The sequence below is a fragment of the Aliidiomarina taiwanensis genome (assembly GCF_003987015.1).
Lineage (GTDB): Bacteria > Pseudomonadota > Gammaproteobacteria > Enterobacterales > Alteromonadaceae > Aliidiomarina > Aliidiomarina taiwanensis.
Genome location: NZ_PIPQ01000001.1, coordinates 126,510 through 150,128, shown reverse-complemented (window position 1 = coordinate 150,128; position 23,619 = coordinate 126,510). Strand labels below are relative to the sequence as shown.

Annotated in this window: 17 protein-coding genes; 9 read left to right on the top strand and 8 right to left on the bottom strand. The window is 49.8% G+C overall.

Annotation, left to right across the window (positions count from 1 at the left end; translation table 11 throughout):
• Positions 1 to 27 precede the first annotated feature (27 nt).
• On the bottom strand, positions 28 to 807 hold the full coding sequence (locus CWE15_RS00635; protein ID WP_198674950.1) for a class I SAM-dependent methyltransferase: 780 nt from the start codon (positions 805 to 807) through the stop codon (positions 28 to 30).
• Between the two features lie 340 nt (positions 808 to 1,147).
• On the opposite strand from CWE15_RS00635, the gene CWE15_RS00630 reads away from it, so the two are divergent.
• Positions 1,148 to 1,327, top strand: coding sequence for a hypothetical protein (locus CWE15_RS00630; RefSeq protein WP_126756136.1), 180 nt, complete (start codon positions 1,148 to 1,150; stop codon positions 1,325 to 1,327).
• Positions 1,328 to 1,508: 181 nt separating this feature from the next.
• Here the strand turns inward: CWE15_RS00630 and CWE15_RS00625 are convergent, their stop codons facing one another.
• Both CWE15_RS00625 and CWE15_RS00620 read right to left on the bottom strand, forming a co-directional pair.
• Positions 1,509 to 1,763: a hypothetical protein gene (locus CWE15_RS00625; protein WP_126756135.1), complete on the bottom strand. Its 255-nt coding sequence runs from the start codon at positions 1,761 to 1,763 to the stop codon at positions 1,509 to 1,511.
• 331 nt (positions 1,764 to 2,094) lie between these two features.
• Complete coding sequence (locus CWE15_RS00620) at positions 2,095 to 2,556, bottom strand: hypothetical protein (RefSeq protein WP_126756134.1); 462 nt, start codon at positions 2,554 to 2,556, stop codon at positions 2,095 to 2,097.
• A gap of 327 nt (positions 2,557 to 2,883) precedes the next feature.
• Between CWE15_RS00620 and CWE15_RS00615 the strand changes: the two genes are divergently transcribed.
• From CWE15_RS00615 to CWE15_RS00595, 5 genes are all read left to right on the top strand, one after another.
• Positions 2,884 to 5,118 (top strand): HEAT repeat domain-containing protein, encoded by a 2,235-nt coding sequence (locus tag CWE15_RS00615; RefSeq protein WP_126756133.1) that lies wholly within the window; start codon positions 2,884 to 2,886, stop codon positions 5,116 to 5,118.
• Positions 5,115 to 7,433 (top strand): sulfatase-like hydrolase/transferase, encoded by a 2,319-nt coding sequence (locus CWE15_RS00610; RefSeq protein WP_198674949.1) that lies wholly within the window; start codon positions 5,115 to 5,117, stop codon positions 7,431 to 7,433. The genes CWE15_RS00615 and CWE15_RS00610 overlap by 4 nt, the downstream gene beginning before the upstream one ends.
• A gap of 79 nt (positions 7,434 to 7,512) precedes the next feature.
• Positions 7,513 to 9,741 (top strand): sulfatase-like hydrolase/transferase, encoded by a 2,229-nt coding sequence (locus CWE15_RS00605; protein ID WP_126756132.1) that lies wholly within the window; start codon positions 7,513 to 7,515, stop codon positions 9,739 to 9,741.
• A 94-nt stretch (positions 9,742 to 9,835) separates the two neighbouring features.
• Complete coding sequence (locus tag CWE15_RS00600) at positions 9,836 to 10,486, top strand: response regulator (protein ID WP_126756131.1); 651 nt, start codon at positions 9,836 to 9,838, stop codon at positions 10,484 to 10,486.
• The gene (locus CWE15_RS00595; RefSeq protein WP_126756130.1) at positions 10,483 to 12,273 is read left to right on the top strand and encodes a sensor histidine kinase; all 1,791 of its coding nucleotides are present in this window, start codon (positions 10,483 to 10,485) and stop codon (positions 12,271 to 12,273) included. The genes CWE15_RS00600 and CWE15_RS00595 overlap by 4 nt, the downstream gene beginning before the upstream one ends.
• A gap of 377 nt (positions 12,274 to 12,650) precedes the next feature.
• On the opposite strand, the gene CWE15_RS00590 is transcribed toward CWE15_RS00595, so the two are convergent.
• Positions 12,651 to 15,248, bottom strand: a complete 2,598-nt coding sequence (locus CWE15_RS00590; protein WP_126756129.1) for a choice-of-anchor U domain-containing protein — start codon at positions 15,246 to 15,248, stop codon at positions 12,651 to 12,653.
• 361 nt (positions 15,249 to 15,609) lie between these two features.
• Between CWE15_RS00590 and CWE15_RS00585 the strand changes: the two genes are divergently transcribed.
• The 3 genes from CWE15_RS00585 to rrtA all read left to right on the top strand — a co-directional run bounded on the left by CWE15_RS00585 (position 15,610) and on the right by rrtA (position 19,126).
• Positions 15,610 to 17,796: a sensor histidine kinase gene (locus tag CWE15_RS00585; protein ID WP_126756128.1), complete on the top strand. Its 2,187-nt coding sequence runs from the start codon at positions 15,610 to 15,612 to the stop codon at positions 17,794 to 17,796.
• A gap of 70 nt (positions 17,797 to 17,866) precedes the next feature.
• Complete coding sequence (locus CWE15_RS00580) at positions 17,867 to 18,514, top strand: response regulator (RefSeq protein ID WP_126756127.1); 648 nt, start codon at positions 17,867 to 17,869, stop codon at positions 18,512 to 18,514.
• A 9-nt stretch (positions 18,515 to 18,523) separates the two neighbouring features.
• Complete coding sequence (rrtA, locus tag CWE15_RS00575) at positions 18,524 to 19,126, top strand: rhombosortase (RefSeq protein WP_157980684.1); 603 nt, start codon at positions 18,524 to 18,526, stop codon at positions 19,124 to 19,126.
• 481 nt (positions 19,127 to 19,607) lie between these two features.
• On the opposite strand, the gene glmS is transcribed toward rrtA, so the two are convergent.
• From glmS to CWE15_RS00560, 4 genes are all read right to left on the bottom strand, one after another.
• Entirely contained in the window at positions 19,608 to 21,437 is a 1,830-nt protein-coding gene (gene glmS, locus CWE15_RS00570) for a glutamine--fructose-6-phosphate transaminase (isomerizing) (protein WP_126756125.1), read from the bottom strand.
• A gap of 15 nt (positions 21,438 to 21,452) precedes the next feature.
• Positions 21,453 to 22,820, bottom strand: coding sequence for a bifunctional UDP-N-acetylglucosamine diphosphorylase/glucosamine-1-phosphate N-acetyltransferase GlmU (gene glmU / locus CWE15_RS00565; RefSeq protein WP_126756124.1), 1,368 nt, complete (start codon positions 22,818 to 22,820; stop codon positions 21,453 to 21,455).
• Positions 22,821 to 23,035: 215 nt separating this feature from the next.
• Positions 23,036 to 23,158 carry a hypothetical protein gene (locus tag CWE15_RS12095; protein WP_275065500.1) on the bottom strand — a complete coding sequence of 41 codons (123 nt, stop codon included), beginning with the start codon at positions 23,156 to 23,158 and terminating at the stop codon, positions 23,036 to 23,038.
• Positions 23,159 to 23,183: 25 nt separating this feature from the next.
• Positions 23,184 to 23,612: a F0F1 ATP synthase subunit epsilon gene (locus tag CWE15_RS00560; RefSeq protein ID WP_126756123.1), complete on the bottom strand. Its 429-nt coding sequence runs from the start codon at positions 23,610 to 23,612 to the stop codon at positions 23,184 to 23,186.
• Positions 23,613 to 23,619: the final 7 nt, after the last annotated feature.

The following is a 23,619-nucleotide window of genomic DNA, read 5'->3' as shown; positions in this document are numbered from 1 at the left end:
GGCTTGGCCAGGTTTACTATTTCGTCATTATTTAATGCGTTTTGCTGTGGTCGCTTGCGCCCCCGCTGCGCGCGCAACTAGTTCATTCTCGTGGTAACGCATGGGGTAGGTAATGGGTGCAGAATCTTCACAATCGCTTATACGCAAATCAACCTCTACACCGCGCATTTTCGCACTGGTTAAATACACGGGGTTACCGTCAAGCCAGGCGCGACCAGATAGCCGTTGATACTTTTGCTGTAGCTCAACACGGCAAATTTTGCCGTCGTTGCGCTTCCACTCCCAAGTGCCCGCAATTTTTGCCGGAATAATCCACTTATAAATATTCACGCTGCTAAACTGTACTCGCTCATCTGCACGCCAATCGCCCATGTCGAAGGCATGAGAAATAACCCGTGTTCCGGGTTTTAACTCGTTTAATAAGCGAGGTCTTAATTCTATGTTAACCGAGTGTAGTAAGTACATTGTCACAACGGTTGCTTCACTGAAATCAACTTTAAGTAAGTCAGCTTCAACAAAGTCCACCATGTGGCTGACCTTCGACCAATTAGCGTACTCCACCGCTTCTTCAATACGTAGCGGGTCCATTTCAATACCCACCCCGCGCGCCCCCCATTCCATAGCAGCTGCAACTACAATTCGGCCATCGCCTGAGCCTAAATCGTATAAAACGTCTTTCGGGCCTAAACCCGCCAAATTTAGCATGACATCAACCGACTTTTCATCAGTCGGCACAAAAGGTACATCGATAAGGGTATGCGGCGGTTCTTCCGCGTAATAATCATCAAATGATAAGTCTTTAAACAAGTTTTACACCTGAAATATAAGAGTTTATGGATCAAACACAGCAAGGTTGTGTGGGCTGACCATAAAGATAAAAAGGAAGGGTGTGATTAGCTTTAAAAGTTTCTCACAACTGGTGGATTATTACACACTTAGCGCCTAAACTCAATTCAGGGTGATTAAGCACGCGCTAGAAGCCAGATGATTTGTTATAAACTTATGAATTTTTGAAGATTTAATTTTTCCTTGTTGGCCTTCTACTCCCGATTCCTTAGTTTAAAATAAGGCCAAAAGAAGACTGTACAGGATTGTACGCTTACCGGATGGGAAGCTATTGGCCATAACCGAGAGGTGCTTTTTTGGTATGACAACTGCTTCAGCGTTACCTTTAAAGAACCCCAAAGCTGAGTCGTATGGACACAGCTTCGACTTAAATCGCCACTGGGCTGCTTCTTTAAACTTAGCGTTTAGCTCCTACACCACAAGTGCAGGCGCAATTACACGCATGAACCAAGCAACTCATTATGGCCCGTTACGGGTGTAATGGTGAGCCTCTATGGCTTGAGCGACAGTCTCTCGACCCGCACCACCCGCGCTATTGGCGGTGTAGTAGCTGTTATCGGTGGTGTCCTAGCCGCAGGATAAGCTAAATTATTTTCAATAGGCTTAAAGCAAAAAGGCGAAGCACCCAGCTTCGCCTTCTTCAATTGAACTAAAACTTCTCCTTAGCGCTTACCTGTTATGACCGTTGCGGCCAGCTCACCGCCTTCTTTCGTGTTCAGAGCCCCTATGGTCCAAACAGCGCTAATAGCCCAAATAACTAAATGGGTGCTCCAGCTGCTAAAAGAGTAACTAAAGGCAAAGCTGCACAACCAAACTATAAAGTAGGTGAGCAATAGCGCAGGAATAGAAATAAGAATAAAAATCCCAAGCCCTATTATTAATGCAAACAGTGTTGTAGCGTAGTAATAAAGTTTCATGCTAGCAGTGCCTTAATCCTTTGATTTTGTGTTTTCATACCCTGAAGCGAAAAAACAAAGTACCATACTGAAAATAGAAGATTAAGCGAATCCGACGAAATGCCATGTAATAAAGTATCATACTCAAAACCCTATACACATTTAAAGTATTTCTAAAGGGTGCTCTTACGTTCTCCATCTCCGCAAACAAATACTGAAACTCATCGAAACTGATAGATGGCCCGTTTAATCTAGTAGTCTTCGCTAATTAAATCTGTCTCAGTTTAGGGGAAGTGGACAACTAGCCTTTTTGGTACGCAAAGGCAGTGACAAAAAATTATCAAATCATGGGTTATTCAGGCTCATTTTCACCTGGCTCACCTGGAGCAGGACCTATCATGGTCTTACTGTAATGAATTAAAATCCAGCCGCCAGATTGATACCTATATACTTCGTTATAACGATACAAATTACCGTTCTCAACTCTATCATAGCGGTACTCTTGCTCGTCACCATCTTCTGGATTCGCAGGTCCGCCATTAGTCGACATGATCGTTCTTGCGCTAGATAATTGCGTAACTAAAACACTTGTTGCTCGGGAATACGTTACCTCAACTATCATTTGGTCAGGATGAAACCCTCTATCCACGAACTCATAATATTGTTCACTCGGAATCACACCTTTTTCAAACAAATTGGTTATAGTTGCTTCCTCTGTAAAAATACCCACTTTGCCCTCACTTGCCTCAGCCGTCATAGCCAAAGCAGAAAGAAGCATCAGTGCCCCAACACATATTAAATTAAGTATTTTCATAATATTTCCATTTTATTAAACAATCTATTTGTATCTTTGTTGTGCTGCTGAACTTATATCCCCAAGATTCAGCACACAATCAACTAAATATACATCATTTGAATCAAAAGCAAGATTGGCTATCTCAGCCCAGAGAACTTTGAATTGAAAAATAGTGCTTAGCAAAGTGTCCACTTTTAGTGGTACGGATCAATATCCCCTATACCATAAACATGGTATATCCCCGAAGTCTTTAGGCCGTCATACTTCATAAAGTAAACATATTTATAACAATGAAGCGTTCATGACTAAAGCGACCATACTGCCACGCCAGCTACTGGGTGTCTTATGAAGTGGCGTCTAGGCATAACCATTATAGGCATCTCCTGCATCACCTTGGCCATACTCTGGCAGGCTAGTTCGCAGGCGCCATTTGGCGAGGCGCGATTGGTGGATAGCGAAGCACTATTGGTAGACGAACAGCTCTGCCAAGGCTGCCACCAAGTCCAGTTTCAAGACTGGCAAGACTCCCACCACCAACTGGCCATGCTGTCCCCCGGCGACGCCACGGTGCGCGGCGACTTCAACAACGCCAGCCTGCGCACCGATACGGAAATCACCCACTTCTTTCGCCAAAATGATGAATTCTGGGTGCGCACCCCGGATGCCTCCGGTACCACCAAGGAGTATCGTGTGGCCTACACCTTTGGCTGGGAGCCCTTGCAGCAGTATTTGCTTGAAGGAGAGGGCGGGCGATTACAGGCGTTGGGTGCAGCTTGGGATACCGAACAGAACCAGTGGTTTCATCTCTACGACGGTCAGGGTGTGGACGCCCAACACCCACTGCATTGGCATCAACCGGCGCAGAACGCCAATACACAATGTATCGAATGCCATACCAGTGGCTTCCAGCTCGGCTACGATGCCATGAATGACCGTTTCGACACTCGCTGGCATAACCTAGGTGTTGGCTGCCAGTCGTGCCACGGTCCGGCGTCAGAACACCTACAGTGGGCGCAATCTGCGAACACACAAACCGACCCCCTTAAAGGCTTAGCCCAGGCTATGGATCGCGGCTCGCACCAACTGGAAACATGCGCGCAGTGTCACAGTCGCCGTACGCCGCTAGGCGAACCCGCCCCAGAGGAGCGTCTGGATGACGCCTATTTGGTCAGCCAGTTGACGGCCGACCTCTACGAAGTGGATGGCAAGATTCATAACGAGGTCTTCGAGCACGGTTCTTTCATGCAAAGCCACATGCAGCGGGCGGGTGTTGTGTGCAGCGATTGCCACAACCCTCACAGCGGGCAATTGCAAACGCCGGGCAATGCCGTCTGTACACAATGCCACAACCCGTCCGGGCGAGCGGTTCGCATCGGGGTTGATGCGCGTAACCTTAACGCCGGGAATTACGACAGTTCGTCCCATCATCATCACGAGCCCGGCAGCGCGGGCGCGCAATGCGTTTCCTGTCATATGCCCGGCAAACTCTACATGGGCAACGACCTGCGTCACGACCACAGTTTCAGCTCGCCCAATCCTGAGCAGGCACTTGCCTTGGGGCACAGTGACGCCTGTCTGAGCTGCCACAATAAAGACGACACTGAAAGACTGACAACGCGGTTCCGGCAATGGTTCCCCGGCCACTCACCGCGCGACGGTGGTTATGCTCGGGCTTTATTCAAGGCCCGGAACGGCGAAGCCGGGGCCGCTGAGGCACTCTTAGCACAACTGGTGCGCAATGACCTGCCCAACCTGCGCCACGCAGCGTTGCTGGCGGAGCTGCCCAATTACCCGTCCCAGAGCGCGCAACAGCAAATTATTGAGGCGTTGAGCCACGAGGATGCCAATGTGCGTAGGGCGGCGATCAATGCCGCACCCGCACTGCTGAATGTGAACACCTTACAACACCAACTGAACAACTTATTGCAGGACCCAAGGCGGTCAGTTCGCCTAAGCGCCGCCGAGCAGTTACTCCTGCTAGCGGAACAAGCTCAGGCGCCTGTACCCACGGAACCCTTTGAAGAGTATGAGCAGATTCAGTCGCAACTACTAGCCAACGCCGAGGCTCATTTCAATCTCGCCTCCTTGTATCGCGTTACCGGCCAGTATGACCGCGTTGAAGCCAGCCTGCGCGCAGCACAGTCCCGTAATCCGACGTTCTCCTCGGCCACGATAGCGCTGGCCCAGTGGCTCGATAGTGAAGCGCCGGGCAGCGGCCTAGCAATGCTAGAAGAACACCTGCACGAATACCCCCAAGACGCAGACCTACACCACGCTCTGGGCTTGGCCCGCATCCGCGCCAAACAGATAGAAGCCGGAGTGATCAATTTGGAACAAGCTCATGCGCTGGTGCCAGACAATGCTCACTATGCCTATGTACTGGCCATCGCTTGGTATGACACGGGGCGCCAAGATCAGGCCCTGCAACTGATGCGCGATCAACTGGCGCAAAACCCGGCCAACCGCTCCTTGCGCCTTGCCTTGCTCAACTATTTACCCGCTGGCAGAGAACGCCAGAAACTGCTTGACGAACTGTACCTACAGAATCCAAACGACCCTGTATTGGAGGCGATACCATGAAATGCACCATGACACCGTTTAGAAGAAGCAGTCTGATTCTTGTTGCCAGCCTAGGCCTGATGGCCCTCGGTGGTTGCGACGGATCCAGTGACAGTAACGACGATGAAGACTCAAACATAGCCGCCAAACCCAATATCCTGCTTGTTATCATGGATGACGTGGGTATCGACCAAATGTCTGCTTTCGGTTACGGCGGCGGAGACGAACTCGGAATGGACCATGTGGAACTTATCGAACTAGGGCTGCATGATGAAGTTCATAACCTAACTAACAGACCTAACCTGCCAAGTATCGACGCGATTGCCGAGCAGGGGCTAAAGTTCCGCAACACTTGGTCAATGCCGGAATGCTCACCCGGTCGCTCGGTACTGATGACTGGTCGTTACCCGTTGCGTAACAATATTTATCAGGCGATAGGGCCAAATGACCTAGCCAATTCACAATTATCGGAATACGAAGTCACCGCCCCGAAGTTGCTCAAACAAGCGGGCTATGAAAACGCTATGTTTGGCAAATTCCACCTCGCAGGGCCAGACAACAACATAGCAGGCAGCGATACACCAACGCAGCTTGGCTGGGATTATTTCTACGGCTGGATTGAAGGACTACCGGGTTCCATTGATACTACCGCCGGTGGCGTTTATGATCAGGACCGCTGGTCATGCGGTTTCTATCCCCATCACCTGCCCGGTGCCTGTTACTTCTCGGATGGCAGTTGCCAGGATATGAGTGCACCAGCCCTGACCGATGATTCTAGCGGCCTGCTATGCTTGAGTCAGGGTGGAATTTTTGTACGTGGCTTTGATGTAGTTGACGACCATGACGGGTTGACTGGCTATCAAACCTGCGACGCAGACTTGCCCGCAGGCGTCACACTGGACTTTGAAACACAGAACGCCTACTACGTATCACCGCTGGTGATCATCGAAAACGGTGTGCGTGAAGACGTACCACTGACCGACCCACGCGCACGCGGTTACCGCACCACCATCGAAACCGATGCCGCTATCGACTGGATAAAATCCCGTGAAGAAGACCGCCCATGGATGGCTACCGTCAGCTATTCGGCTGCACACACGCCTTGGCAGCATGCGCCGATGGAACTAACTCCGACCATGCCCAATCTGTCCGCCAACCTTCTCAGATGCAACAACCCCGTGCATGGACGCATCATTCAAGATCAGATGACCGAAGCTCTGGATGCCGAGCTTGGCCGACTTCTGGTAGAAACCGGCCTTGCCACGCGTACCGAAGACGGTGCTCTGGCCTACAACCAAGATAGTAACACGCTGCTGATCATCGTTGGCGACAACGGCACTCTGGGCTCGGCGGTCAAACTCCCGTTTGATCCAACCCGCGCCAAGAGCACGGCTTATCAAAGCGGCGTTTGGGTGCCGCTGATCATCGCAGGCCCCATGGTCAATGAACCGGGTCGCTCGGTGGAAGCTATGGTTAACATGGCGGATGTTTTTCACCTACTGGGCGCTGCTGCCGGTATAGACATGTCTATCGCTGTGCCGCGCACGCTGGATGCCGAACCCCTGCTGCCGTACCTACTAAACCCCGAGCAGGAGAGCCTGCGCCAGTTCAACTTTACCCAAGTAGCCCTGAACCTGCAGAAAGACGGCGGTCGCAACGGCCCGTGCGCGATCGGCAATATCTGCTCCCATACCCCGGTCAGCAAAGGCGTGTGTGAAGACAATGGCGGTGTCTGGTGGGGGCAGGGCGCTGACGACAGTAGTGCCATTGCGGCCATCAACAACCTGGGATTCAATTCAGAAGAAGGGCTGGAAATGTGCTGGCAAGTGAACCAAGCAATATACCAGCTCGACCCAGACAACTACTCAGACAACCGCAAGGACATCGCCACCACATACGCCGTCGCGGTGCGCAACGAGCACTACAAACTGGTACGCAACGAAATCACCGATTACGACATTGCGTCCGGCACGGGCGTCACCATCGAGACCGAAGAGCTTTATGAGATCAACCAAGACGAGGACGCTCCGCTGCTGGACACAGCCGACAGAGATCTGCTGGCGGACGGAGAAGAAGCACTGGATATCGAGGTTTACAACAACCTCCAGCAATTGCGCTCGGAACTGACCGCAATACTGGAATCGCAGCACGCTTGCCCTGGTGACGGTAATGACGACGGAGTGGTCGATAACAAAGATCTGGAAGAATTTGACCGTATCACAGTCACCGAAGGTTGGAACGGTTCCAGTACCTACGACTTTAATCTCGATGGAGTCACCGACGAAGCCGACCGTGACATCGTTCTACAGAACATGGGGACGGTATGCTGGCAATGATCACCGCAAACACCCTGATAACCCGGGTGACAACCACCCGGGTGACAACCTCAACAACACGTTAAGAGGGGGATAATCAATGAAAACTACACACCTCATATTGGCCTGCCTGGGCCTGATAACACTCGCCGGTTGCGACTTCGATTCAAGTTCGTCGAACGACACTTCGTCACCGGACAACAAACCACCCAACATCCTCTTTATTGTAGTGGACGACGCCGGTGTTGATCAGTTTGAAGTTTTTGGCTATGGCGGTGCTACCCCGGCGAATACCAACAGCATCAGCGCTCTCGCTGAAGCGGGTGTGCGTTTCCGCAACACTTGGTCCATGCCTACCTGCTCACCAACACGCTCTACCTTTTTCAACGGGCAATACCCTTTTCGCAGCGGTGTACGCAACGCCATCGTATCCAACAACTTAGCCAACTCCCAGCCATCTCCCTATACCCTGACCGTGCCCAAACTGCTTCGCGAACAAAAAGGCTATGTCAACGCACTGATAGGCAAGATGCACCTGACCGGATCTGATCTTGGCCCAGAAAACCACCCTTTGGGCGACGATGCCATGCGGGAACTGGGCTGGGATTACTTCGCTGGTTATCTCGACGGCGCTCCTTACCCCATTGACACCACTGCTGGCGGCGTGGCGGAGGAAGGCACTTACCAGTGCGGCTTTGTACCCAACACCACCGCTGACGCAACACTGGGCGCGGATTACGGCATCTGCTATCTGCCCGATGGTGATCATGTAGAAATGCAAGACATAGAAACCTACCCCACACCGGGGCGAACCTGTGTGGAAATGGGTGGCATTCTTGATCCTTGGGCCACGGTTGCCTCAGCAGAGCGGCATGCGGAACTGGATTTCAACATTCAAAACGGCTTCTACACCGGTGAATGGAAAATCAATCTGGAGGACGGCAGCAATCGCACCGTACTCGTCCACGAACCTGAAGCGCGCGGTTATCGCACCAGTAAGGAAGCGCAGCTTGCCATCGACTGGATTCAAGGCCAGCAACAGTACCACTCTGATACACCCTGGATGATGACCCTAGGTTTCTCCGCCCTGCACGCGCCTTTGCAACCACCGCCAGCTGCATTACTACCCCACCAAGACGCAACACTCAGCCTGCTCGGCTGTGGCACCCCGGTCGCGAATGCGGCCTCTGAACTGGGGCTACCCGCTACAGGAGATATCGCTGACTTCTCCCAACAGCGCGTCATCGCACAACACATGCTAGAGGCGGTGGACCACGAAATTGGCCGCCTGCTAGTGGAAACGGGAATAGCAACGCAGCAAGACGACGGTAGCCTACAATACCAGCCCGACAGCAATACCGTCGTGGTACTGGTGAGCGACAACGGCACCTACATGCCCTCGGTAAAATTGCCCTTCGACCCACGGCGGGCTAAAGGCTCCCTGTACCAGAGCGGCGTGTGGGTTCCGTTAATCGTTACCGGGCCGGAATCCATCGTGGCTAGCCCAAACCGGGACGTAGAACACATGGTTAACACCACGGATCTGTTCAGTCTGTTCCGTGAGCTGGCAGGTATAGATGAAAGTGTTTTGCCGGACTACCCACAACTGGACGCCCAATCGGTACGTCCCTATCTTGAAAGCGCCTATCAAAGCTCCATCCGCACCACCAACTTCACGGAACAAGGCACCAACATTAGCGCCGAAGCAGCGCCGCCCTGTGTGATACCTGCGGCCAATACCTGTGTGCAGATCTTCCCTCAAGCAGAGGTATGTGAAGACCAAAGTGGAGTCTGGTACGGCCCCGGCAGCGAAGCCAATCCAGACGGTTTCACTTCCTGTTGCGCGGTGAACGAGTATCTGGTTGCCACCGGTGGGGAGGCTGTAGAACTCTTTCCTCACCAGCAATACGGCATTCGCAATGACGACTTCAAACTGGTGCGACGGAGCATTCTGAACTGTGCCACCGACCAGTTAGTGGACACGGAAGAATTCTACGAAATCAACCAGAGCACCGACCCCGAAGAACTCAAGCTGGATAGGGCCGGTGATGACTTACTGGAAGGCACGCTGACCGCAGAACAACAGCACAATCTGACGCTATTGCGGGCCGAGTTGGAGGCACTGCTGCTCACCGCCAGTAATTGCCCCGGCGATGGTAATAACGATGGCGTGGTCGATAAGAAGGATCTGGAAGAGTGGGCATACTGGGCCGATACCGAAGCTGGACGAGGTCTGTCAAGCTGGTATGACCTAAACCATGATGGCATCACCGATGAGGACGACCGGTATATCATTCAGGACAACATGGGCTCGGACTGCCGATCTTAACGATATTGGCTCGACCAATGACCCATGAACAGGATATATTAGCCAAGCTGCCACTAGTGAATAGTGGCAGCTTGGAAATAACTGGAGGAGTTCGATGAACGACAAGAGCTGTTACCGCACCCTCTTGCTGGAGGACGACACTCCATTGCGTGAGCGGTTTGTCGACATTCTCACAGCCTGGCCTGGCTGCGAGCTGGTCGCGGCCTGCGCAACCCTGGAGGCGGCGCTGGAGGTGATCTCCAGCGAGCCTCTGAATCTGTTGCTGACCGACCTAAATCTGCCAGATGGTCACGGTATCGACGCTATCCGCTCTCTGCGGCAACACAGTCCCGACGCCGATGCTATGGTGATTTCGGTATTGGCCGACGACGAAAGCGTGTTGGCTGCTATCGAGGCCGGCGCCTTGGGCTATTTGCTAAAGGATGCCGACTCGCTGGAACTGGTCGAAGCGATCGAATCCTTGCGTGCCGGTCAGTCTCCGATCTCCGCGTCTATCGCCCGAATTCTGGTGCGACGCATGACTCACCGCACAGATGCTCCGTCAGGGCCAGCACTGACACCACGAGAAATGGACATCCTGCGTGGCATTGCCAAAGGCTTTACCTATGCGGAACTCGCCGAATGGTTGGACATTTCCCGACATACCGTACCGACCCATATCAAAAATATTTACCGAAAGCTTGCAGCTAGCAACCGCTCTGAAGCCGTCTTTGAGGCCTCGCGACGAGGTTTGATACGGCTATGATGAGCCGGGTGTGGCTAGTCGCCTTTTGGAGCTTGCTCGCAGGGGTGGCCAGTCTGCCCTTATGGTTCACATTGCCCGCGCCCGAACTCCCCACCGAGACCGAGGTACAGCGCCTAGACAACGGCCAATGGCAACCGGCCACCCTGCCTCAGGCACGACTCTCCCCTGATGGCTGGCATTACTTTCAAGTTAATCTGTCAACGGTAGATGATGATAACCCACACCTGTTTATTCCTATGGTCAGCCAGCGCGCCATCATTTCTCTGAACGGCACACAAATTTTCGACACCACGCAACGTTCAGGCATGATTAGTCTGGCATCGGGTGTGCCCGCATTGATTTCCCTGCCTGACTACTTGCTGCGCGAGGATGATAATCGGCTCGATATCCAGTTGCAGTCATCGAACCTGGTTCCCGCCTACTTGTCTGCCTTGTATGTGGGACAACCCGAACAACTGACACCCTATTACCGCACGCGCGTCTTCCTTATGGAATACGCGCGCTTCATGGTGCCTTCCGGGCAATTATTCATGGCGTTAGTGGTTCTGATCCTGTGGCTCTATCGCCCCCAAGAGGCCCTGTTTGGCTGGCTCTCGTTGTTGCTGACCAGCTCTATGTTTATTTATCTCGGGATACTTCATGACCTCTTCCCCCAAATACTAGGAATGATGCCCTATTTCTACATGATGGGCTCTTCCGCCAGCCCGATACTGGTGATTACAACACTGCTACTTGCCGGTATTACCCCGCCACGCTGGTTGAAATACGCAACCGTGCTGATTCCCTCGCTCAGTATTCTAGCGGGCTTATCGGGCCTTGTCCCGGAATTACAAATTGTGAAGTGGGTCAATGCGCCTTTGAATATTCTTGGCCTACTGGCCGGGCTTGTGGTGACGTTTTGGGCGGTCTGGGCACGGCGCAGCAGTGAAGCTGCGTTATTGTTGTTTCCCCTGTTGCTGAGCGTTCTGGCTGCATTGCATGATTATGCGTTGATCAGGCTTCAACTGGACGGCCCGATATATTTGAGCCTCTATTATCGGCCGCTGCTCATGATCGGCATTGGCATGATTCTGATGCGACGCCTTGGGCTTAGCCTTAACCGGCTTGATAACGTCAACGCCTGGTTGACACAACGGCTCAATGAGCAGGAACAAGAGCTGTCTCGGCTCCATGAAAAGGAACTCCAGGAAGCAGCCAGCCGTGCCTTGAGTCAGGAGCGTCAACGCCTGATTACAGATCTTCACGACGGTGTATCCGGCCATCTGGCCTCAATCATCGCGCTGTCTGAGCGTGGTCGCAATGATCAGGTTAAGGTTTCTGCCCGCGAAGCGCTGGAAGACTTTCGTTTAGTGATTTATTCACTGGACATCGAAGATGGCGAACTACGGGTGGTCCTAGCTGGCTTACGTGAGCGCTTGGAACGTCAGCTCAAGCGCTTGGGTATCACACTGGAATGGTCTATGGCACGGTTACCGGAGATCACTGGGCTGACTCCCTCCCAAGCACTAAGTGTATTGCGCATTCTTCAGGAAGCCATCACCAATGCAGTTCGTCATGGCAACGCCAGTTACATTACAGTGACAGGAAGGCAAACGAGCGAAACACAGGCACAAATCGAAGTGCTTAACGACGGCAAGCCTTTCTCCGAGGACACGGCCCATTCTGGCAATGGGCTAACCAACATGCAGCGGCGCGCTCACTTGCTGCATGGTGATATCAAGATCGAATCGCTTCAAACAACTACTCGCCTGACGCTACAGCTTCCCGTGAAACTGCCAGAATTGTAGCGTCTTCATGATGACGCCATAAGTGAAACAAATGAAAAAGATAATGTATCTTTTTTAAGTTTTGAAGGTGTATCACCACGAAGCTATAATATTTTTTTTAGAAAAGCGGGTAAAGTAAAGAATACTAAAGGAATTGCTATCGATATCGTGCTCGAAAGTGAGCCTGTTGTATCTAAGCAATTTCTAGATAGTTATAGGGATATTGAAGATAAAGTATCAGAAAGGGCTCTAAAAAGACTTGATTTGAATCCACAAGAGTAAAATGTACAGTGGTTCCTTGCTCTCAAAATCGGTAGGTCGCTAGTTCAGTCTGGATAAAAATATGCGTGCGGCAAAGAGCCGAACCTGTAATTCCTTTTACAGGTTCGACATAACTACTACGAGCGTTTGGTTAAGAAACGTCTTCTTGCTAGCAGGGTGAAGCCTAGCAATAACCATAGTGAAGTGGAGCCTAAAAAAGTCTTGCTGCGTTTTTCAGGCGTTCTTTCATTGTTGCTGCCACCATCACCACCGTCACCACCGTCGCCGCTATCACTAAGGGCAGCAGGGCCTACAGGGTCAACAATAGTTCCGTTTTCAATTCCATCTGCGTCGCCTTCTCCTCCGTCTGTGAGCGTAAGTGTTACTTGGTTTCCGTTAATGACAGCAGACTCGAATTCGACATATCCAGCGTCGTCGGAATATTTAAATATACGTGTCCCTGCTGGTAGGTTAGCGGGATATTCTAAGTTAACCGTAATGGAGTCACCAGGGTTAAGATTTACTACTTCATAGCTCACAAGGCTGTATGGGAAGTCGTAATTCTCTGGACGACCTTCTTGGTTGCTGGTTTCCTCTGGGTCGATTAGCTCAATATCACGGAATTCACCATTGTCGGTTGCGATATCCATTGTGTTACCACCACCAAGATTTAACGATGCTTCGGCAGCGTCATAAGGTGAGGTGTCTATGCAATCACTAATACCATCACCGTCGCTGTCGAGACTATCGTCGAGTGTGGTTGAGGTAAAGCTAGCTTGCACGCCTCCCACCGTAAGAACGGTAGTAGTTTCGGCAAGGCAACCGAATGCGGAAACATGACTTACACAAACGGTTTGTTGGTTGTCTATTTCGCCAGCGACATTGGTTAACTCGTCACTACAACCGATTGAGTAATCGCCATTACTGACTGAAATGGTCGCCGGAGCATCAATGCCTGTAATTGTTACCGTATTGGATACAACTCTTTCAAGAACAGGAACATCGCTTTGCGGTTCAAAGTTGAATGGCTCAGGCGTTGTGTCGGGTTCATAATCCGGGTCAAACATGGTTCGGCTGATAAAATCAGCGGTTACGCCTCCGACATTCAGTGTGGTTGTGGTTTCTGTGTCCCAGTCATTTGCACTGGTATGACGCACGCAAATGGTTTGTTCATTATTAATATTTCCCTCTGCGCTGGTGAAACTACCACCACAGCCAATGGAGTATTCACCACCGGTTATCGAAACTAGAGTTGCGGCTTCAATACCAAGGATAGTGACTGCGTTTGAAGTCACCGTTGATGAAAGCGCCATGTCTAATGCGGGTTCAAATTCAAATGCATCAGGTGTAGTGTCTACAACTGGCTCTCCATCGCTATCACCTAACAGACGTACGACTGCCCAAGACGCTACACCATCTTCAATATTGTCTTGCCCGTTAGCCACAGTATGACCAATCAATACAAATCGACCTTGTGCATCTTGAGTTAATTGCTGATTTGTTAGTGGGTTGCTACTGTCGAAGCCAAATACGTCGTGAACACGGATACCATTATTGTTATCGTCGGCGCCATCATCGAAACTGAGTACTGGCGTTAAATCGTCAATATTCCACATCGCAAAAAGGGTACGAGTGGTCATCTGCCAACTTGCAGTTCTACCTAACCATGTAATAGCGGTGAGTAGGTGTTCGTCATTGACTTGGTAAATTTGCCCACCTTGACCAACGCCGAGCTGAATATAGCCAGTATCCGACGAATTTTGTGCAATAACAGGGCTTTCCGCTTCCAGTTCGCCGTCACTATTGTAGCGTAATACTTTCGCCTGTTGCCCTTGGTAATTTGACGTTATGGTGGCAACACCATTGTCGGGAAGTGCGACAATGCGGTGAACATGCTCTTCTTGCATCTCCAGAATACCGCTGTTGCCAAAAGTAGTGACTATTTGCCCGCTCTCGTCGTATTTGAGTATGTATGGACTACCGGAAACTCCTTTTGTGAGTGCGTAATAGTGGCCGTCATCACTTTGAACGATATCAGCTCCAGGGTTCTCGTAGCTGGCATAATTCAGAGTACCCGCGCCTGTACTTCCGTCAACGCCAAAGCTTGTGTCTAACGTACCGTCGGGGAGAAAGCGGCTTAAACCTTTTTCTCTATGGAAGCTCACGAGAATTCGGTTTTCCCGGTCGATAAAGATGGCTGGAACAGTAGGTAGTCGCTGATCAATATCGGCATAACTACCGCCATCAGCAAAACTGGTGTCGAGTGAGCCGTCGAGGTTGAATTTTCGTAATACACGGTTATTAAAAGAAACTTCTCCGGCACCAATCACTTTGTTACCGTCGTGACTAAAGGCTGCGGCTGTTAAAAAGGAACTATCGGTTACTCCTTCCCCTATATAACTTCCATCAGCAGCGAAGCGAACAATAACCATCTTGCGCTCAGTAGTAAAATCACCACAATCGTCACACGCTATGTCGGTAGCCCCTACAATAGTAAATGAACCATCGTTATTCACATAGGTTGCAAAAGCCGGGTGGTTCCAATCGCGAAAAATGTCTGGTTCTAACCCTGAATGACGATACTCCAATAACGTTGAGCCACTTCCTGCAAGTGACACATCAAGGTCAGAAGGCGTATTAGACGCAAGCGCGTGAGGCGCTACGAACAGAAAGCTACAGCTTAAAAGCATTCCTGCACTCATGTGTTTAATATTCAATAAAGATGTATTACGCATAATAATGTCTCCAAGAGGAATAAGACGTAATTAAGCAACTCATTGGTGTCTGTCCTCGTTGTATAAGGCTGTAGAACAAATAGTCAGATACGGCAGAGCTGTTTGCTCGGTTATAAAATAGTCGGATACGCTCTTGTGCTTTACGGGTAAGATTTCTGCGACATTGAGCGTGACAATAGATTTCCCGCGCTATATTAATATCTTGAGTGTTCGTGGTAAGTGTTCATCTGTCACCCCCCTGAACAGGGGGGTAGGTGAAGAATTCATGGGTAGTTATGCTGAAGCACATATACTTCAATGTGCTAAACGAGTGCGATCTGCATTTAGGGAATCACAGGTGAAAATATAAAGAGAGGCTACTTTGTCTATTCGATTTACACCCAATGTTTTACTGTCGATTGCTATGGCTCTGAGTTTGATATTGGCATTCTTGATGTTAGCTGTGGCGATGGACCAGAGATGGCTTGGCGCCAAACTGACCGATAATCCTCGACTGGCGACTCCGCAGGCATTTGAGGGGTTATGGCTTAATAGTATTGATCGTAATAGTCCATTAAGCCGACATTCTGATATTCCTGAAGGATTAGCTTCAATTACAGCGATCAGTGGTGCCGATGGCCGCATTATTCAGCTTATGCCAAACGACTTAATTGAAGAACCTGACGCGTTGGCTAGCTACGCTGCAATGAGAGACTTTTTTGCTCGACAGTCGAAGTTAAATGCGGTTTTGCGACAACCAGAAGTGATGTTGCATGTGCAGTCTCAGGAGGGCGATACGAGTATTCACCAGATAAAACCACAGCAAGAACGACCCGTATCTTCGTTGCCGTTGGCATTCTGGTTACAGATTGGTGTTGGCTTAGCGGGGTTCTGGATGGGGACATGGATCTGGGTGCTACGGCGTGCAGAGTGGGCAACTCGTATGTTTGCACTGGCAGGGGCAGGGTTGTTGATTTCGGCCTTTCCTGCGGCTATCTACTCTACTCGTGAGCTGGCTTTACCAGGTGACTTGTTTCAATGGCTTTCAATATTTAATCACGCAGGAGCAATTATTTTTGGTATGGGCATGATTGGATTGTTTTTGCAGTACCCGCGCAAATTAGTGAAATCCCGTTGGTTGCTTGTACCGGTGACGCTATTGGCTGCTTCTCAAGTGGTGGATATTTGGCAACTTGTTGAAGGACCTGCATTTGGCTTTCATTTGGCAGTGGTGTTGGCGATGTTGAGCATTATTACATTGGTGTTGGTGCAGCTTAAGGTAGCAAAAGGGAATCCGCGTGACCGTGCAATATTGAGTTGGTTTGGTTTGAGCGCAGTGATTGGAGCCGGGGCATTTGTTGCTACTGTGATTACGCCTAACTTATTGGGTATTGGCAGCTTTGTTTCACAGGGCGAAGCATTTCTATTTTTCTTGTTGGTCTATATTGGCGCCGCATTTGGTGTGGCACGGTTTCGGTTATTTCAACTGGGTGAATGGGCATTTCGTATCCTGTTTTACGTGATTGGTGTGTTGCTGTTGCTGGGACTAGACGCCATTCTGATTGCCACTATAGTGGATAATCGTGCTCCTGCGTTCGCTTTATCATTGTTGATTGTGTCATTGGTCTGGCTACCTTTGCGTGACCGATTGGAGCGTTTATTGTTGAGCCGAGGTGAAACGTTAGATTATGAAAACCTGTTTAGGCAAGTTATGGATGTGGCATTAACTCCCCCTGGTCGTGACCAACATGCTCGCTGGCGTAGTCTGTTGGAACATGCATTTCGGCCATTAAGCATGGAAATTACGCAAAATACACACACTAAAGCAAAGTTAATGGAAGACGGTCTTGCACTCAGCATACCTGCTATTGGGGACTTAACTAGCTGCCGTTTGGAGTACGCTGATTCCGGGCGAAAACTGTTTTCTCTGCGGGATGTTGCATTGGCCAATGAGTTGCTTGCAATGCTGACGAATGCGCAGGAAAGTCGGGTTGCATATGAAAAAGGTGTAGCAGAGGAGCGCCAACGCATTGCGCGTGATATTCATGACAATATAGGTGTGCAACTGCTGGGCGCTTTACATAGCCAGAATGCGAATCGGAAAAATACTTTCATCAGAGAGACGTTGACGGATTTACGCGATATTATTAATAACGCAGGAATGCAAGGTGCACCATTGGATGAAGTATTGGCTGATTTAAGAGCGCAAATTGCAGAGTTTTTGTGTGCCGCCAATATTGCTTTAGATTGGCAGGTAAAAAGAGATGAACCGGTTGTTTTACCCATGATCGCCGTGCATACGTTACGTTCAGTGATTCGTGAAGCCGTTCAGAATACGTTGAAATACGCAGGCGCAGAGCAGGTAAGCATTCATGTTGACTTTACTAGACCTATGCTCACGATCAGAGTAGCAGATGATGGTTGCGGTTTTAGCGCAGAGAACGTAACAGTGGGGCATGGATTGGATCATATGCGTACCCGCATGATTGGTTTGGGTGGAACTTTTACTTTAGGTGAACAGGCGAACAACCAAGGCTCTGTAATTACTGTGCAATTTCCGGTGACTTAGATTCTGATCGCTTTTTTATGTATTTTCGCTATTCTGACAAAGGGAACGCTTTGGTAGGAAATAGGAAACCATGCAAAGGATTTTGATTGTTGAAGATATCGGAGATACCCGCCGTTGGCTGGCAGGTGTTGCATGTGCGGCATTTGGCGAGTGCGAGATAGACGAAGCTGCTAATGTCAGCATGGGTATTCGCTTGGCGACAGACGAGCAATATGATCTGGCTTTTATTGATCTTGGTCTGCCAGATGGTTCTGGTTTGCAAGTGTTAGAAACCTTGCATCAGCAACACCCAGAAACTTTGTGTATTGTCACCACAGTGATGGGTGACGATGCTTCTATTGTGGGTGCGTTGGTGGCTGGCGCTAATGGTTATTTGCTTAAAGAGCACCCTGAAGACGTGCTGGTCAGGCAACTCACTATGATGGCAGAAGGAATTCCTCCTCTGTCTCCTTCTGTTGCACGTCGAATTATGGGACATTTCCGGTTGACCGGGCCAACCGACAGCACTACCGACACTACATTGACGGAGCGAGAACGTGAGGTATTGTTCTTGATCGGACGTGGTTTGAGTAATCGCGAAGCGGCAGAGATATTGAAACTTTCAGGACATACCATTGGCAGTTACATCAAGGATATTTATCGTAAACTAGGTATCTGTTCTCGTGCTGAAGCCGCTTGGCATGCCGTCCGGTTAGGGCTGGGATCGGAGCGGGATTAGGGAATATTTTTGCTAAGCACACAACTACCACTTGCCAGACACCAAGTACTACCGTTTGTAGTGCTGAGTGTATTTTTATGGGTGTTGTTTCTTGTTGTTCTTTTCGCTCCTGCAGGGGCAGAATCGTTATTGTATCAACGTCATTTACTGGAACGTCAGATTTGGCGGGTGTTTACTGGGCAGTTTATGCACCTCGACTGGCCCCATTTATTGTTGAATACCGCAGGCGTCTGGTTGGCGTGGTTACTGTTTGCTGAGCATCTTTCGTGCAGGCGAATGCTCTGGCTGTTGCCTGTGTTGGCGTTGGGGTGTGGTATAGGAATGTGGGTATTCGCCCCTGAAATAGAGGACTATCTAGGTTTTTCCGGGGTGTTGTATGGTGTCTTTGCCTTTGGGGCGGTCTCTGATGTTTGGCAAAAAATAAAATTCGGACGCTGGTTACTGGTAGGGGTGATAGTTAAAGTGAGCTGGGACTATTGGATTACGCCAGTGAGCTTGTTAGGCGGAGATACTTCTGAATTGGCAACAGCTGCGCACTTATTAGGGGCTGTAAGCGGTGTTTTTTGTGCCGTGTTGTGTAATGGGGGTATGCCTTACCTTAAGCATAAATAACCCGCCGCAAGCCTCGTGACTACCTCCTTGAAACAACTACTATTCTAGTTTCTGTGTTTAATATTTAGCCTTCTTGTTTGATCAAATGAGGATTACAAGCAATACTCTCGTATGAAAATTTTTTATTTCATCAGAGCATAGCAACTGCTTTTTTGTCATTGAGCTTTGGCTTTTAGTGGTTTGGTCGATGGGGTTCCCGTTGGAATCTTTTCGACCTGTTGTTGGTGCGTCTTTCACATGCCTCTTTGCGCTAATAGCCACATTGGCGTACCAACATAGGGCGGTTTTACCTGGGCGAATGATGTGGGGCGTAGCGATTTCCAGTTTATTGTTTGCGTTACACTGGCTCTTATTGTTCCCTATTATGTACTTGATCCGTACCACTAAAAGTGTCCACTTTTAGTGGTACGGATCAATTCTTTATTACTTAGTATGAAACTTTATTACTACGCCACACGTGTGTCTTTTACCCTTTTCAGCATTACTCCACCGTAACCGACTTGGCTAAGTTACGGGGTTGGTCTACATCCGTACCTTTAATAATTGCCACATAGTAGCTGAGCAACTGTAAGGGTAGGGTATACAGAATAGGCGCAATTAACTCGTCCACATGGGCGATATTTATCACACGCATGCTTTCGTCGCTTTCAAATTCCACGTCGCGGTCGGCAAACACGTACATAATACCGCCACGGGCGCGTACTTCTTCTACGTTCGACTTTAGCTTTTCCAGCAGTTCGTTGTTCGGTGCAACGACAATCACCGGCATGTCTGCGTCAATAAGGGCCAGCGGACCATGTTTTAGCTCGCCTGCTGCATAGGCTTCCGCATGAATATAGCTCACTTCCTTGAGCTTCAGTGCCCCTTCCATTGCAATGGGGTATTGGTCGCCACGGCCTAAAAACAGGCTGTTTTCTTTGTCGGCAAACTCTTCTGCGAGGGCTTCTATTTCTTCGGTAATGGTTAAGGCTTCTTCTAACTTATTCGGTAGCGACGCCAACGCATGTGCGATACGGGCTTCAACGCGTGCGTCTACGCCATTACTACGGCCTAAAGCAGCCACCAGCATAAGTAGCCCTGCTAGTTGGGTGGTAAAGGCTTTGGTGGAGGCTACACCTATTTCGGCCCCCGCGTTGGTCAAGAAGGCTAAGTCGGACTCGCGTACCATTGACGAACTCGCTACGTTACAAATGGTTAAGCTGGCCTTATAGCCTAAGGTTTTGGCTAACCGCAGCGCCGCTAAGGTGTCTGCCGTTTCCCCCGACTGGGAAATGGTCACTATTAAGCTGTTCGGGAATACATAAGAGGAGCGGTATCTGAACTCGGAGGCAATTTCCACGTTACAAGACACCCCTGCATATTGCTCTAACCAATAGCGTGCCACCATACCTGCATGGTAACTGGTGCCACAGGCAATAATTTGTACGTGCTTTATGTCTTTAAGCACCTCTTCAGCATTATTGCCAAAGGCGTCTATGGCAATGCGCTCGCCGTCGATGCGGCCTTCCAAGGTATTGCGCATAGCAATGGGCTGCTCAAAAATTTCCTTGAGCATAAAGTGACGGTATTCACCTTTCCCACCTGCGTCGTATTGTAAGTCGGAGGTATGTACTTCACGCTGTACTGAATGGCCATTTACGTCGTAAACGTCCACTTGCTCACGGGTGACCGACGCCACATCGCCTTCTTCTAAGTACATGAACTCACGGGTCACTGGAAGCAGGGCGAGTTGATCGGAAGCCACAAAGTTTTCACCAATCCCAAGGCCTATGACCAAGGGGCTACCTGAACGAGCCACAACTAAGCGTTCGGGCTCACGCTTGTCCATGATCACAGTACCGTACGCACCTTCAAGCTGTTGCACACTGGCTTGCACGGCAGCTAACAGGTTGGGTGCCGTTTTTAGTTCGTGGTGCACTAAGTGACAAATCACTTCCGTGTCGGTTTCCGACTGGAAGGTATAACCAAGATCCTGCAACTGTTTGCGCAAGCTCTCATGGTTTTCAATAATCCCGTTGTGTACTACCGCCACAGTGTCAGACGAAAGGTGCGGGTGCGCATTCGCTTCCGTTACTTTGCCATGGGTTGCCCAGCGGGTATGGGCGATTCCTGTATGGCCATTCACATTCGTTGCTTCTTGTGCATCGGCTAAGGCTTTTACTTTACCCACCCGACGTAGCTCTTGTAGGCCTTGGTCATTGATGACAGCAATACCCGCAGAGTCATACCCACGGTATTCCAAACGACGCAGGCCTTCTAATAAGATGTCCGCCACACGACGTTCAGCTGTTGCTCCTACAATTCCGCACATACTTGTTCCTCTATTTTATTTTTTTACTGGACGCTTCCAGCCTTCAATGTTTCGTTGTTTACCGCGGCCCACGGCTAATGCATGGTCTGCTACCTGGCTGGTAATGGTCGAGCCTGCACCTGTGGTAGCACCTTTGCCTATTTGCACAGGGGCTACCAGCGACGAGTTAGACCCAATAAACGCACCTTCGCCAATCATGGTTTTGTGCTTATTTGCTCCGTCGTAGTTGCAAGTAATAGTACCTGCACCAATATTGGCACCAGCACCTACTTCAGCGTCGCCAATATAGCTAAGGTGACCGGCTTTTGCCCCTTCACCTAGCACCGAGGCTTTCACCTCAACAAAATTACCCACAGCGGCTTCACGTTTTAACTCTGCACCCGGGCGTAGGCGAGCAAATGGGCCAACCTGCGCCTGCTCTCCTACGGTGGCATGTTCAAGCACACTGTTGGCTTTAATGCGAGCACCTGCAGCAATGGTACTGTTACGAATAATGCAGTTAGGCTCAATCACAACCCCTTCACCCAGGGTGACTTCGCCTTCAAATACGGCATTAACGTCTATCACTACGTCGTTACCAATGGTTAGGTTGCCACGTATATCAATACGCGCAGGGTCCATAAGCGTTGCACCCGCCAGCATAAGCTCTTCCGCTTGACGCTCTTGGAAAGCACGTTCAAGAGCTGCCAATTGTACGCGGTTATTCGCTCCTTCCACTTCGGCAATGGTGCTTGGGTGCGCTGTTTTAATGTCTACACCTTCTGCCTTCGCCATAGCCACTACATCGGTTAGGTAGTACTCGCCCTGGGCGTTATGATTGTCTAACGCCTTGAGCCAGCGTTTTAAGGCACTGCCCGTGGCCGCCATAATACCTGTGTTTACTTCTTGAATAGCATGCTGCTCAGGGGTGGCGTCTTTATGCTCAACTATACCTGTGACCTGACCTTCGCTATTACGTACAATTCGCCCATAGCCCGCTGGGTCAGGTAACACCACAGTTAATAAGGCTAAGTCACTGTCTTGCTTGGCTTGCAATAAGGCTTCTAGGGTTTCTTGGCGGGTCAAAGGCACATCGCCATATAAAATAAGGACTTGGTCCTTGTCTTCAATATGCGGAATAGCTTGTTGCACCGCATGGCCTGTGCCTAATTGCTCGGCTTGTTCTACCCATTGCACATCATAAGCAGACAAGCGGTCTTGTAGCAGGGCGCCACCGTGTCCATAAATAAGCTGTGTTTGGCTAGCGCCTAGGCGCTGAGCTGTTTCTATCACATGCGCAACCATAGGTTTATGAGCCACCGGGTGAAGTACCTTAGGTAGATTCGAGCGCATCCTTGTGCCTTTTCCGGCAGCTAAAATTACAACATTCAAATTCGATTGCATTGTGCATGGTCCTAAACAAGCAAGTTGAGTTCATGTTAATTATTTTAACAGTGTTAGTTGCACCTTGAAACACTTTCCACGGGCTAACTTCTTGTTTCTACTGTACCCTAAGTACACCTTTACTTTCCCTTAACTAAAAGAGATACGTTTTGAAGAAGGTTCTTGTATCAGCCTTATTCACAGCGGCTTTATTAACACCTGCGTGCAGCTACTGCCTATGAAATTACAGGCATAACACCCGATGCTGCAGCTTCAGGCGGTTTACTTTTAGCATGCGCTTCTAAGTTTTGTGTTTTCAAAACAAAAAAGCCCAGCATTTTTTGCTGGGCTTTATTCATTAAGGTATTCGCCTTTACGAACCTGTTACTTGCCTTTACGGCCTCTCAATTCTTTCATAACACGTAATTGAGCGACTGCGCGGGCTAGCTCGGCTGCTGCTTCTGCATATGACATATCCGGTACCGAATGGGTCAATGCGTCACGAGCTTCTTGCATTGCTTTTTCAGCTGCTTGCTCGTCTAAGTCACCGCCGCGAACAGCGGTGTCAGCTAATACGGTAACAACTTCAGGTTGAACTTCCATAACGCCACCAGCGACATAGAAAAGCTCTTCTTTACCTGCTTCCGTTACAACACGTACCATGCCAGGTTTCAAGGCGGTCAGCAAAGAAATGTGACCGGGTAAAATACCCATTTCACCTTCGCTACCTGTTACTTGAACGGACTGTACATCACCAGAAAATAACTGGTCTTCTGCACTTACCACTTCCAAGCGTAATGTTTTTACCGCCATCACAAGC